13 protein-coding genes (1 of these 13 running past the window's edge) are annotated in these 11,852 nt (G+C 65.4%); 6 read left to right on the forward strand and 7 right to left on the reverse strand.

Annotated elements, in window-relative coordinates:
• Positions 1 to 9 precede the first annotated feature (9 nt).
• The gene (cowN, locus tag QQZ18_RS22605; protein WP_284543264.1) at positions 10 to 312 is read right to left on the reverse strand and encodes a N(2)-fixation sustaining protein CowN; all 303 of its coding nucleotides are present in this window, start codon (positions 310 to 312) and stop codon (positions 10 to 12) included.
• A gap of 363 nt (positions 313 to 675) precedes the next feature.
• On the opposite strand from cowN, the gene QQZ18_RS22610 reads away from it, so the two are divergent.
• The 3 genes from QQZ18_RS22610 (at position 676) to QQZ18_RS22620 (ending at position 3,831) form a co-directional block, all read left to right on the forward strand.
• Positions 676 to 2,364 (forward strand): NAD-dependent malic enzyme, encoded by a 1,689-nt coding sequence (locus QQZ18_RS22610; protein ID WP_284543266.1) that lies wholly within the window; start codon positions 676 to 678, stop codon positions 2,362 to 2,364.
• Between the two features lie 287 nt (positions 2,365 to 2,651).
• Positions 2,652 to 2,900 carry a DUF2798 domain-containing protein gene (locus QQZ18_RS22615; RefSeq protein ID WP_284543268.1) on the forward strand — a complete coding sequence of 83 codons (249 nt, stop codon included), beginning with the start codon at positions 2,652 to 2,654 and terminating at the stop codon, positions 2,898 to 2,900.
• A 304-nt stretch (positions 2,901 to 3,204) separates the two neighbouring features.
• The gene (locus QQZ18_RS22620; RefSeq protein WP_284543269.1) at positions 3,205 to 3,831 is read left to right on the forward strand and encodes a LysE family translocator; all 627 of its coding nucleotides are present in this window, start codon (positions 3,205 to 3,207) and stop codon (positions 3,829 to 3,831) included.
• A gap of 3 nt (positions 3,832 to 3,834) precedes the next feature.
• Here QQZ18_RS22620 and cyoE read toward each other — a convergent pair whose 3' ends face one another.
• From cyoE to cyoA, 5 genes are read right to left on the reverse strand one after another with little or no spacing between them, the layout of a single operon-like run.
• Positions 3,835 to 4,698: a heme o synthase gene (gene cyoE, locus QQZ18_RS22625; protein ID WP_284543270.1), complete on the reverse strand. Its 864-nt coding sequence runs from the start codon at positions 4,696 to 4,698 to the stop codon at positions 3,835 to 3,837.
• 1 nt (position 4,699) lies between these two features.
• Positions 4,700 to 5,056, reverse strand: a complete 357-nt coding sequence (cyoD, locus tag QQZ18_RS22630) for a cytochrome o ubiquinol oxidase subunit IV (RefSeq protein ID WP_284543272.1) — start codon at positions 5,054 to 5,056, stop codon at positions 4,700 to 4,702.
• A 1-nt stretch (position 5,057) separates the two neighbouring features.
• Positions 5,058 to 5,690, reverse strand: a complete 633-nt coding sequence (cyoC, locus tag QQZ18_RS22635) for a cytochrome o ubiquinol oxidase subunit III (RefSeq protein WP_284543274.1) — start codon at positions 5,688 to 5,690, stop codon at positions 5,058 to 5,060.
• Complete coding sequence (cyoB, locus tag QQZ18_RS22640; RefSeq protein ID WP_284543276.1) at positions 5,687 to 7,672, reverse strand: cytochrome o ubiquinol oxidase subunit I; 1,986 nt, start codon at positions 7,670 to 7,672, stop codon at positions 5,687 to 5,689. Before cyoB ends, cyoC begins: the two co-directional genes overlap by 4 nt.
• Positions 7,673 to 7,714: 42 nt before the next feature.
• The gene (gene cyoA / locus QQZ18_RS22645) at positions 7,715 to 8,662 is read right to left on the reverse strand and encodes a ubiquinol oxidase subunit II (RefSeq protein ID WP_284543278.1); all 948 of its coding nucleotides are present in this window, start codon (positions 8,660 to 8,662) and stop codon (positions 7,715 to 7,717) included.
• Between the two features lie 305 nt (positions 8,663 to 8,967).
• Here cyoA and QQZ18_RS22650 point away from each other — a divergent pair, with 305 nt between their 5' ends.
• From QQZ18_RS22650 to QQZ18_RS22660, 3 genes are read left to right on the forward strand one after another with little or no spacing between them, the layout of a single operon-like run.
• Entirely contained in the window at positions 8,968 to 10,116 is a 1,149-nt protein-coding gene (locus tag QQZ18_RS22650; RefSeq protein WP_284543280.1) for an MFS transporter, read from the forward strand.
• 43 nt (positions 10,117 to 10,159) lie between these two features.
• A complete protein-coding gene (gene arfB, locus QQZ18_RS22655) occupies positions 10,160 to 10,585 on the forward strand; it encodes an alternative ribosome rescue aminoacyl-tRNA hydrolase ArfB (protein WP_284543282.1) in 426 nt (141 codons plus the stop codon).
• A 2-nt stretch (positions 10,586 to 10,587) separates the two neighbouring features.
• Positions 10,588 to 10,992 (forward strand): GFA family protein, encoded by a 405-nt coding sequence (locus tag QQZ18_RS22660; protein WP_284543284.1) that lies wholly within the window; start codon positions 10,588 to 10,590, stop codon positions 10,990 to 10,992.
• On the opposite strand, the gene rmuC is transcribed toward QQZ18_RS22660, so the two are convergent.
• On the reverse strand, positions 10,980 to 11,852 hold the 3' portion of the coding sequence (gene rmuC / locus QQZ18_RS22665) for a DNA recombination protein RmuC (protein ID WP_284543285.1). It continues 795 nt past the right edge of the window; only the last 873 of its 1,668 coding nucleotides appear in the window; its start codon lies beyond the right edge, outside the window; its stop codon occupies positions 10,980 to 10,982. The two genes, QQZ18_RS22660 and rmuC, sit on opposite strands and share 13 nt — an antisense overlap.

Genomic DNA, 11,852 nt, shown 5'->3' on the forward strand with positions numbered 1-11,852 from the left:
GACCTGTTCTCAAAAACACTGTTCTTCGAGCCGGCGAAGCGCGGCGATGGCGTCCGCGTCGTCGTTGTCCTCGAACAGTTCGGCCATATAGTAGACGTGGGCGTGCATCAGCAGGAGGCGGTCGGCCACCGGGCGCTCCGCCTCGACGGCTGTGGCGAGGCGCTGGCGGAAACGGTCCCAGAAAGGGTTGGCGAAGGCGGGGTCGTCGATGTAGCGGCGGAGATGGATGAGCACCGCCTCCATGTTGCCCTCGAAATCGATGCCCTCGAAGGTGACGTATCTGTCGTTCTGGGGGTGGCCGGCGGTCGGCAAGATCGAACTCCCGTTGCGTGTCGAGTTGCCGTCGTCATCTGCAATCACCTTGCCAAGTCGTGAAAAGACCTGGATATCCGGTGTTTTCCTGAAGAAAGACGGCCCGCCCGCTGGAGAAACCCGACCCGAACGATGTCGCATTCGTGACAATGATTGCCAACTACATCGATATAGTAGTCGTTCACCCCTCAATTTACGCGTTTAAGCTCCTGCGGGCTAAGACGACGTCGTGTTTCTACGGAAGATTTCCTGACGTAAAAGGGGCAGTAAGTGGCCCGAAAAGCGGGGGGAGGCGACCGCGCCGACCTCGGGGTGTTCCGCCATATGGCGGGCCCGGTTCGATAGAGAAGGATGGAGCATCATATGACTGACGTGACCCTCAAGGACGCCCCCGTCAAGGCGATCCCCACGAGCCAGGCCCTCATCGAAGATCCGTTGCTGAACAAGGGCACGGCCTTCACCCAGGCCGAACGCGACGCGTTCAAGCTCAACGGCTATTTCGGCGACGCCGTCGAGACGCTCGACACCCAGGTTGCCCGCAGCCTGGAGACCATCCGCGCGCTGCCGACCAACCTCGACCGCTACGTTTACCTGCGCGATCTGCAGGACGCCAACGAGACGCTCTACTTCGCGGTGATCACCCGCAACCTCGATGAACTGCTGCCGATGATCTACACGCCGACCGTCGGCGCCGGCTGCCAGCAGTATCACCACATCATCCGTCGTCCGCGTGGCCTGTTCATCTCCTACCCGAACCGCGCCAAGATGGACGAGATCCTCGCCAACCCGCGCTATGACAACGTCGAGTGCATCGTCGTCACCGACGGCGAGCGCATCCTCGGCCTGGGCGACCAGGGCGTCGGCGGCATGGGCATTCCGGTCGGCAAGCTGGCCATCTACACCGGTTGCGGCGGCATCGCCCCCGACACCGTCCTGCCGATCACCCTCGACACCGGCACCAACAACGCCGAGCGCATCGCCGATCCGCTCTACTTCGGCTGGAAGCACGAGCGCGTCCGGGACGAAGAGTACGACAGCTTCATCGACCAGTTCGTCGAAGCCGTGAAGAAGCGCTGGCCGAACGTTCTGCTGCAGTGGGAAGACTTCCACAAGAACAACGCCAACCGTCTGCTGGACAAGTATCGTGACGCGCTCTGCACGTTCAACGACGACATCCAGGGCACCGCTTCGGTTGCCACCGGCACGCTTCTGGCCGGCATCCAGATCACCGGCAAGCCGCTCTCCGAGCAGCGCGTTGCCATCCTCGGCGGTGGTTCGGCCGGTATCGGCATCGCCGACCTGATCCGCATGGCCATGGTTTCGGAAGGCCTCTCCGACGAGGAAGCCCGCAAGCGCTTCTTCATCGTCGGCCGCTACGGCCTGGTCACCGAGAAGACGCCGAACCTCGACACCTTCCAGCTCGGCTTCCGTCAGGACAGCAAGATCATCGACGGCTGGGACGTTGCCGAGGCCGGCAAGGCGTCGCTCTATGAAGTGATCAAGAACGCCAAGCCGACCGTGCTCGTCGGCGTGTCCGGCCAGCCGGGCGTCTTCACGGAAGAAATCATCCGCGAGATCGCCAAGCACACCGAGCGTCCGATCGTCTTCCCGCTGTCGAACCCGACGTCCTGCGTCGAGGCTCAGCCGTCGGACATCATCAAGTGGACCGAAGGCCGCGCCATCATCGGCACGGGCTCGCCGTTCCTGCCCTTCGAGTATGAGGGCAAGACCTACCACTTCGCCCAGACCAACAACTCCTACATCTTCCCGGGCGTCGGCCTCGGCACGCTGGCCGTTGGCGCCAAGCGCGTGACGGACGCCATGTTCCTGGCCGCTGCCCGCTCGCTTGCCGAGCTGTCGCCGGCCAAGACCAAGCCGGGCGACAAGCTGCTGCCGACGCTGGACCGCATGCGCGAGGTCTCCTCGTACATCGCCGTCGCCGTCGCCAAGCAGGCGATGGCCGAGGGCCTTGCGCCGAAGATGGACGACGCTGCCATCAAGGCCGCCATCAAGGCCAAGGTGTGGGCGCCGGAATACAAGTCGCTGGTGTGAACCGCGACCATAGCTGAATGAAGGAACCGGGCGGCCTGGAGGTCGCCCGGTTTCGTTTTGGGATTGCGCGCCGTTGGCGGCTGCTGCGAACTTGATCGGCGCGGCGAAATATCTCATTGTCCGCCGGCCGAAAAGATTCTGGCTGGTGTGGTTATTCCAGCCCCCGTTGTGCGGGATGAAGTCACTCGACAAGGTGTGAACCCACGGCGCCACCCATGGAAATGGATGGTGCCGCCGTCGTTTGTTGGCATGTCTGCGGCGCCATCGATTCCAAGCAGAAGACGGGAATGATGGACAAGAAAACCGCATTGATTTCGCAAGTGTTCATGACCTTCATGATGGCCCTGACCATGTCGGGCTTCATGTCGCTGATCGAACTGGGACCGACAGTCGACTGGCTGGACCATTGGCCGAGGGCGTTCCTCATCGCCTGGCCGACCGCCTTCGTGCTGACCATGGTCGCCTGGCCAACCGCGATGGCGCTGACGCGGAAGGTCGTGCGTCCGGCGCTGAAGGATGACCTTTCCATCGACTGAGCCGTGAAAGCTCACTCCCAGCCGGCAAGGCATTTGAACGAGCCTGGTGACCGAAAGGTCGCCCGGTTTCGTTTGGGGGAGAGTTGGAAGAGATGAGCTCTATATCGGCGTTCCACCCCTTCCGGCTTGAGGTACACCTTGAATTCGCGCGCGAATTCAAGGTGTACCTCAGGCAGAATAAAGCGAGCGGCCGATATAGGGCTCGGTGGGCTATCCGGTTTTGCTCGACATGGTCGATTCCGAAATCGGGTGGCGTCGGTCGTTGGGCGGCGGCAGTTTGGGGCGAAACCCCAGGAGCCCGTCGATGTCCGCTCTCACCTCCCCCGAATTCCTCATCACCTCGCTGATCGTCGTCGCCTCGCCGGGCACCGGCGTCATCTACACCCTCGGTGCCGGTCTCGGCCGGGGCGCCCGGGCGGCGACGATTGCCGCCTTCGGCTGCACGCTGGGCATCCTGCCGCATCTTCTCGCCGCCGTGCTCGGCCTCTCCGCGATGATGCAGACGAGTGTTGTCGCCTTCGAGATTCTCAGGGTGGCCGGTGTCGCCTATCTGCTCTACATGGCTTGGATGACGCTGAAGGAAACCGGCGCGCTGGCCGTGGCGCCGGACGGCCGGGATGCCTCGGCGCTCGACATCACGACGCGGGCGATCCTGCTCAATCTGCTCAATCCCAAGCTCACGGTGTTCTTCCTCGCCTTCCTGCCGCAGTTCGTCGGCCATGGCGACGCGCAGCCGACGCTGCGCTTCGTGGAGCTGGGCGGCGTGTTCATGGCGATGACCTTCGCCGTGTTCGTCGTCTACGGCGTCGCCGCCGCCACGGTGCGCGATCAGGTGCTGTCGCGGCCCTCGGTGCTGGCCATGATGCGCCGCCTGTTCGCCGGAGCCTTCGTGCTGCTGGGCGTCAAGCTGGCGCTGACGGAACAGCAGTAAGACTCATCGGAAATCGACGGCCATCAGCACGCAGAGCGCCAGCAGGCAGCCCAGAGACGCCAGGAAGATGCGCTTCGCCCAGTTGCGCTCGTTCAGGGGCGTCGGGCCGGTGGCGGCGAGGTGCAGCCAGTAGCCGCCGCAGGCCACCGCCGTGCAGAGATAGGCGAGGCCGGTGAAGCCGGCGAAGGGCAGCGCCACCGAGGTGGCGGCGAAGGCGCCGATCGAGACGAGGATGCGCTGCCGCGTGGCGGCGATGCCGTGGCGGAACGGATAGGTCGGCACCCCGGCGGCGGCGTAGTCGTGACGGCGCAGAACGGCGATGGCGTCGGAATGCGGGATCTGCCAGAGCGCGAACATCGCGAACAGGATGACGGCGGCGGCATCGAGGCGGCCGGTCACGGCACAATAGCCGATCACCGGCGGCGTTGCGCCGGCAAGGCTGCCCACCAGCACGCTGACCGGCGAGCGCCGCTTGAACCACAGGCTGTAGGGTCCGACGTAGACGACGAGGCCGAAGGCGGCGACGGTTGCCGCCAGCGGGCCGGAAACGAGCGCCAGCAGCAGCAGCCCACCGCCGGCCAACAGGCCGCCATAGACGGAGGCCGTGGGCACGCCGACCGCGCCGGTGACCATGGGACGGCTGGCCGTGCGGACCATCCGGGCGTCGATGTCGCGGTCGATGACGTTGTTGATGACGCAGCCGCCGGCCACCACCAGCGCGACGCCGACAAGCGTGGCGACGAGCAGCCTGACCTCCACCGCGCCGCGTGCCGCCAACAGGAAGCCGCCAGCGGTCGAGACCAGGTTGCCCCCGACGATGCCGGGCTTGACGAGGCGCACATAGGGGTTGCGGCTGAGCGTCGTCACGTCAGAAGGCCTCGGGGGTCATGGTCATGCCGGGCATCATCCGTTCGTGGGCGCTGAACATGATCCAGATGCTTCCGCCGACCAGGATGCCGACCACCAGGATGGCGAAGAGGGCGGCGTAGACGTTCCAGCGCTGTTCGAGCGAGCCGTCGATGTGCAGGAAGTCGACCATGTGGACGAAGATCTGCACGGCGGCGAGCGCCAGGATGACGAAGATGGTGGCGTTGCGCGGCAGGGCGCCCGTCATCACCAGGGCGAAGGCGGCGCCGGTGAGCAGCACCGACAGGACGAGGCCGCGAACGTAATGATGGAGCGAGGCGCCGGCGCCGGGAAGGTGCTCGGTCTTGTGGTCGGCCATGTCAGAGCACTCCGATCAGGTAGACTTCGGTGAAGACGACGATCCAGATCACGTCGAGGAAATGCCAGAACAGGCCGAGCAGGCCCAGGCGGCGATGGACGGTGGCGGAAAGCCCGTCGCGGGCCAGCTGGACGGCCATGACGATCATCCAGAGAAGGCCGGTGAAGACGTGCAGGCCGTGGGTGCCGACCAGCGCGAAATAGGCCGACAGGAAGGCGCTGCGGCTCGGGCCGGCCCCTTCCGCAATGAGATGGTGGAACTCGTAGAGCTCCATGACGATGAACAGGGCGCCGATGGCGAAGGTCACCGCCATCCAGGCAAGCGTCGCCGTCTTGCGGTTGTCCTGGGCGGCCAGCGTCACGAAGCCAAAGGCGACGGAGCTGGCGAGCAGCACGGCCGTCTCGGCCAGCACGAACCACAGATCGAACAGCTCCCGGCCGGTCGGGCCGCCGGCGTAGCTGCGGCCGACCACGGCATAGACGGCGAACAGCGTGGCGAACAGCACCACGTCGCTCATCAGGTAGAGCCAGAAGCCGAATACGGTCTTCTCGGTGAGTTCGGCGTCGTCCTCGTGGGCCGGCGGGTGCTGCTCGGCGTGCAGCGAGTGGGCTTCGGGAAGGTCGAGAATGGTCATGGCTGGCCAACTCCCTCAAGGCGGCGCATCTCCATGTCCTTCACCTGATCGGCCGGGATGACGAAGGCGATGTCCTCATCGAACAGGCGGACGAGCAGAGCGACGGTCATGGCGACGGCGCCGAGGCCGGCCAGCCACCAGATATGCCAGACGAGGCCGAAGCCGAGGGCGATGCTGAAGATGCCCATCAGGAAGCCGGCCGCGGTGTTCCTGGGCATGTGGATGTCGGAATAGGGCGTTCCCGGCACGAACATGCCGGTGCCGTTGGCCTTCATGTTGGCGAAGGCGTCGATTTCGGTGATGCGCGGTATTTCGGCGAAGTTGTACATCGGCGGCGGCGACGCGGTGGCCCACTCGAGGGTGCGGCCATCCCAGGGGTCGCCCGTGGTGTCGCGCAGCTGGTCGCGTTTCCAGACGCTGTAGACGATCTGCAGGATGGTGCAGAGGATGCCCACGGCGATGATCGCCACGCCGACGGCGGCCAGTATCAGCCAGGGCTGCCAGTCGGGATCGGGATAGTGATTGAGCCGCCGCGTCATGCCCATGAAGCCGAGCACGTAGAGCGGCATGAAGGCGACGTAGAAGCCGATGAGCCAGCACCAGAACGAGGCGCGACCCAGCGGCTCCGACAGGCGGAAGCCCATCGCCTTGGGGAACCAGTAGTTGATGGCGGCGAAGATGCCGAACACCACGCCGCCGATGATGGTGTTGTGGAAATGGGCCACCAGGAACAGGGAGTTGTGCAGCACGAAATCGGCGCCCGGCATGGCCAGGAGCACGCCGGTCATGCCGCCGATGGTGAAGGTGATGATGAAGCCGATCGACCAGAGCATGGGCACCGAGAAGCGCACCCGGCCCCTGAACATCGTGAACAGCCAGTTGAACATCTTCACGCCGGTGGGCACGGCGATGATCATGGTGGCGATGCCGAAGAAGGCATTGACGTTGGCGCCGGCACCCATGGTGAAGAAGTGATGGAGCCAGACGACGAAAGAGAAGAAGGTGATGGCAATCGTCGCCCAGACCATCGTCTTGTAGCCGAACAGCGGCTTGCCGGAGAAGGTGGCGACGACTTCCGAGAACACGCCGAAAGCCGGCAGCACCAGGATGTAGACTTCCGGATGGCCCCAGGCCCAGAACAGATTGACGTACATCATCTGCTCGCCGCCGCCGTCGTTGGTGAAGAAATGCGTGCCGACGTAGCGGTCGAGGCCGAGGAGCGCCAGCGTGACGGTGAGGATGGGGAAGGCGGCGACGATGAGCACGTTGGTGCAGAAGGCGGTCCAGACGAAGATCGGCATGTGCATCATCTTCATGCCGGGCGCCCGCATGCGCAGGATGGTGACGAGGAAGTTGACGCCGGTCAGCAGCGTGCCGATGCCGCCGATCTGAAGGCTCCAGATGTAGTAGTCGACGCCGACGTCGGGGCTGAAGGACAACTGGGAGAGCGGCGGATAGGCGGCCCAGCCGGTCTTGGCGAATTCGCCGAAAATCAGCGAGGCGTTGACCAGCATGGCGCCGGAAAAGGTCAGCCAGAAGCTCAGCGAGTTCAGGAAGGGAAAGGCGACGTCGCGGGCGCCGATCTGCAAGGGCACGGCGATGTTCATCAGCCCGACGATCAGCGGCATGGCCACGAAGAAGATCATGATGACGCCGTGCGCCGTGAAGATCTGGTCGAAGTGCTCCGGCGGCAGATAGCCCGGATTGGGGTCGAGGCTCATCGATTGCTGGAGGCGCATCATGACAGCGTCGGTGAAGCCGCGCAGCAGCATGACGAGGCCGAGCAGGACGTACATGATGCCGATCTTCTTGTGATCGACGGAGGTGATGTACTCCGACCAGAGCCAGCCCCACAGGCGATAGCGGCTCATCATCGCCGCGATGGCGAGAACCCCGAGGAGGGCGACGCCGACCGCCCCCATGATGATGGGCTCGTGATAGGGGATCTCTTCGAGTGTGAGCTTACCAAGAAGTGGGGTCACGTCGTGCTCTCCACGATGGCCTCCGGTCGGCGGCCGACGAGTTCAGTGGTCCGCGTGTGCGGCTGGCGGCGTCTGGCTCGCCTCTGCCGGCGTATCGCCCGTCGGTTCCGGCGGCGGCGTATGGCGGTATTTCTTGATGAGATTGATCAGCAGGTCGGGGTCGCCCGGCGCGTAGTAGACCACCGGGCTGTTCTCCCGCTTCTTGGCGAGATCGGCATAGGCGGCCTCGTCGAGCGGCCGGCCGGCGGCGGCGACCTTGCGCGTCCAGGCCTCGAAATCGGCATCGGAGGTGGCCAGCGCGGTGAACCGCATGCCCGAGAAGCCGGCGCCGCTGTAGTTGGCCGACAGGCCGCCGAAGCTGCCCGGCTTGTTGGCGATCAGGCTGAGCTCGGTGCGCATGCCGGCCATGGCGTACATCTGGCCGGCGAGGCCGGGGATGAAGAACGAGTTCATCACCGTGTCGGAGGTGATCTCGAAATGGACGGGCCTGTCGATGGGGAAGGCGACCTCGTTGACGCTGGCGATGTTCTGCTCGGGGTAGATGAACAGCCACTTCCAATCGAGCGCGACGACGTCGATCTCCAGCGTCGGCTTGTCGGTCTCTTCGAGCGGCCGGTAGGGGTCGAGGGCGTGGGTGGTGGTCCAGGCGAGCCAGCCGAGCGCGAGGACGATGAGCGCCGGCACGATCCAGACGACGGCCTCGATGGCGTTGGAATGCGCCCAGTTGGGCATGGCGTGCGCCCGGGTGTTGGACGCCCGATACCAGAAGACGAAGAACAGCGTGAGGATGATCACCGGCAGGACGACAAGCAGCATCAGCGCCGTTGAGATCAGAATGAGCTGCTTTTCCTTGGCGGCGATCGGTCCGCTCGGATCCAGCACCGGGAACCGGCAACTGACCAGCAGAAGGCCGGAACACAGGACGATCGGCGCCGAACGAAGGCGGGCAAGACCGGAGGTCACGAGCGGGAAGCGTCGGAAAACGGACAAGGCACCATCTCCGGGCGATGCGTCAAAGCGGCCATGCGGTCGATCCGGGACGCGGCAATTCGCGCCCCGAAGTCACACCCCGGACCTGGAACGCCCCAGGGCGGCATCGGTTCCGGCCGCTGACCGACATTCGGCCGAACGGTCCGCGGATCGCAGCAAAGCCACAGCGCTGCCGCAAAACGCGTTCGGCGACGGCAGCCTCTTGACGAGTTGCTTATGAATCGAATCAATAGCCGTGTCGTCATGGTTCGCGTCGGACCGTCTCGGGGGAGGACGGCAGTTTTCTTGAGGAGCTGTTGTTCGACATGTCCACCGCCATCCTGACGTCCGAGAGCATCGGGCGCGCCGAGCAGTTTTCCACGCGCGTTGCCTTCTTCATCGCCGGTTTCGGCGGTGCCGTGTGGGCGGCGCTGGTGCCGTTCGCCAAGACGCGCGCCGGTCTCGAAGCCGGCGGTCTCGGCCTTCTGCTGCTGGCCTTCGGCATCGGTTCGATCATCGCCATGCCGCTCGCAGGCGCGTTGGCTGGCAAATATGGCTGCCGCCGGGTGCTGATCGTCTCCTCGCTGATGGTCTGCATCGCCCTGCCGGCGCTGGCCATCGTGTCGAGCGCGCCGTTGCTCGCGGTCGCGCTGTTCATTCTGGGCGCCGGCGTCGGCTCGGTCGACTGCGTCATCAACATTCAGGCGGTGATCGTCGAACGGGTGGCCGGCAAGGCGCTGATGAGCGGCTTCCATGGGCTGTTCAGCGTCGGCGGCATCGCCGGCGCCGCCGGTTGCGCCGGTCTCCTCAGCTTTGGCGCCTCGCCGGTCATCGTGTCGCTGGTCGCGGCGGTGTTCACGGCGGCCATGCTGATCTGGGCAGCGCCGCATTTCCTCGGCTTCGGCGGCGATACTTCCGGCCCCGCTTTCGCGCTGCCGCGCGGCGTGGTGCTGTTCATCGGCATCCTCTGCTTCATCGTCTTCCTGACCGAGGGCGCCATCCTCGATTGGAGCGCGGTGTTCCTCACCTTCACGCGCGGCGCCGATCCGGCGCATGCCGGCTTCGGCTACGCGGCCTTCGCCACCACCATGACCATCGGCCGCCTCAGTGGCGACGCCATCGTGCGGCGGGTCAGCCGGACGACCATCATCCTCGTCGGCGGGCTTCTGGCCGCGTCGGGTCTGCTGGTGGCGACGCTGGTGCCGTCGGTGACGGCGGCGATGATCGGCTTTGCGATGATCGGCGCCGGCTGTTCCAACATCGTGCCGGTCCTCTACAGCGCCATCGGCAAGCAGACGCTGATGCCGGAAAGCGTGGCCGTGCCGGCGGTGACGACGCTCGGCTACGCCGGCATCCTGATGGGGCCGGCGGCCATCGGCTTCGTCGCCCACATCGCCTCGCTGCCGACCGCCTTCCTGATCATCTCGGTGTTCCTGGTCGGCGTTGCGGCGAGCGGACGCTTCCTGAAGGTGTAACGAGGGGTTTGCGGAGGTCGGCGACGATCTTTATCCTGCCGTCATGATCTACGTTGCCGACCGCCTCTATATCGACGAGAAGGACCTCTCCTTCTCCTACGTCCTGGCGTCCGGCCCGGGCGGACAGAACGTCAACAAGGTGGCGACGGCGGTAGCGCTGCGCTACGACCTCTACAACGCGTCGGGCATTCCCTGGGAAACCAAGGTGCGCGCCTCGCGCATCGCCGGGCCGTCGCGGTTGACGCAGGCCGGCGAGATCGTCATCCAGGCCCAGCGCTTCCGGTCGCAGGAGCGCAATCGCGAGGACGCCCTCGACCGCCTGAAGGCCATTCTCGCCGAGGCGGCGATCCCGCCCAAACCGCGCGTCGCCACCAAGCCGACGCGGGCGAGCAAGGTGCGCCGTGTCGATGCCAAGACCAAGCGCGGCGCCGTCAAGCGCGACCGGCAACGGCCGGCCGGCGAGGACTGATCATGGCGTGGCTCTCGGGCGGCTGCCTGTGCGGCCGGGTTCGCTACGAGGCGGACAGTTACGGCGCCATCGTCGACTATTGCCATTGCGACACCTGCCGCCGGTCGACGGGCGGCGCCACCGTCGCCTGGATGCAGGTGCGGCCGGACCGCTTCCGCGTCGTCTCCGGTGAAGCGGCAACCCATGCCTCGTCCCCGGAGATGGTTCGCTCCTTCTGCGGCGCCTGCGGCAGCCAGCTTTTCATGACCGATGCCAAGGGGAGGTCGGTCGGCGTCACCGTCGGCACGCTCGACGACAAGACCGCAGTGGCTCCGGCTGCCCATGGCTGGGACGGCGACCGTCCCAGTTGGCTATGCCTTGCCGACGGTCTGCCGCGCTTTTCAGCCGATCCCGATTACGACAACTGATCTTCCGGAGCGGGCAGGGCGCCGGTATCCTCGTCGACATCGGCGGCTTCCAGAAGGCCAGGGTCAAGCCGCTTCGTCGTCTTGAGGCCGAGATTGCGCAGCATCTCCGCCTGACGGATGACGTTGCCGCGCCCGCTGGCAAATTTGCCGTAGGCGCGTTCATAGGCGTTCTGGGCGTCTTTCAGGCCCTTGCCAACCTTTTCCAGGTCTTCGACGAAGCCGACGAACTTGTCGTAGAGCTCGGCGCCGCGCTTGGCGATGTCCTGGGCGTTCTTGGTCTGCTGCTCCTTCTGCCAGAGCTGGGCGACGATGCGCACCACGAACAGCAGCGACGACGGGCTGACCAGCAGGATGTTCTTCTCCCAGGCCTGATGCCAAAGCTCGGCGTCGCGGGTGATGGCGACCAGGAAGGCCGGCTCGATCGGCACAAACAGGATGACGAAATCCAGCGCGGCGATGCCGTGGATCTCCTGGTAGTTCTTGGCCGACAGGTCCTTGATGTGGCCGCGGATGCTGTCGAGATGGCGGCGCAGCGCCGCCTCGCGGGCGCCATCCTCCTCGGCGCTCGAGAACAGCTCGTAGGCGTTGAGCGACACCTTGCTGTCGATCACCATGAAGCGCTGTCCCGGCAGGTTCAGCACCACGTCGGGCTGGATGCGGCTGCCGTCCTCGCGCGAATGGCTCTCCTGCGGCACGAAGTGCACGCCCTTGACGAGGCCGGCCGCCTCGAGCACCCGCTCGAGGATCATCTCGCCCCAGTTGCCCTGGCTCTTGTTCTGGCCGCGCAGCGCCGACGTGAGGTTGTTGGCGTCGCGCGACAGTTGCTGGTTGAGGCTGAACAGCTGCCGAACCTGCTCGCC

The organism is Pleomorphomonas sp. T1.2MG-36 (assembly GCF_950100655.1).
Lineage (GTDB): Bacteria > Pseudomonadota > Alphaproteobacteria > Rhizobiales > Pleomorphomonadaceae > Pleomorphomonas.

Bases quoted from the DNA above. Each gene is read 5' to 3' on its own strand.
- QQZ18_RS22660 (WP_284543284.1), top strand. From the start codon at position 10,588: ATGGCGTGGCTCTCGGGCGGCTGCCTGTGCGGCCGGGTTCGCTACGAG.
- cyoD (WP_284543272.1), bottom strand. From the start codon at position 5,056: ATGGCCGACCACAAGACCGAGCACCTTCCCGGCGCCGGCGCCTCGCTC.
- QQZ18_RS22610 (WP_284543266.1), top strand. From the start codon at position 676: ATGACTGACGTGACCCTCAAGGACGCCCCCGTCAAGGCGATCCCCACG.
- QQZ18_RS22650 (WP_284543280.1), top strand. From the start codon at position 8,968: ATGTCCACCGCCATCCTGACGTCCGAGAGCATCGGGCGCGCCGAGCAG.
- arfB (WP_284543282.1), top strand. From the start codon at position 10,160: ATGATCTACGTTGCCGACCGCCTCTATATCGACGAGAAGGACCTCTCC.
- cyoC (WP_284543274.1), bottom strand. From the start codon at position 5,690: ATGACCATTCTCGACCTTCCCGAAGCCCACTCGCTGCACGCCGAGCAG.
- QQZ18_RS22615 (WP_284543268.1), top strand. From the start codon at position 2,652: ATGATGGACAAGAAAACCGCATTGATTTCGCAAGTGTTCATGACCTTC.
- QQZ18_RS22620 (WP_284543269.1), top strand. From the start codon at position 3,205: ATGTCCGCTCTCACCTCCCCCGAATTCCTCATCACCTCGCTGATCGTC.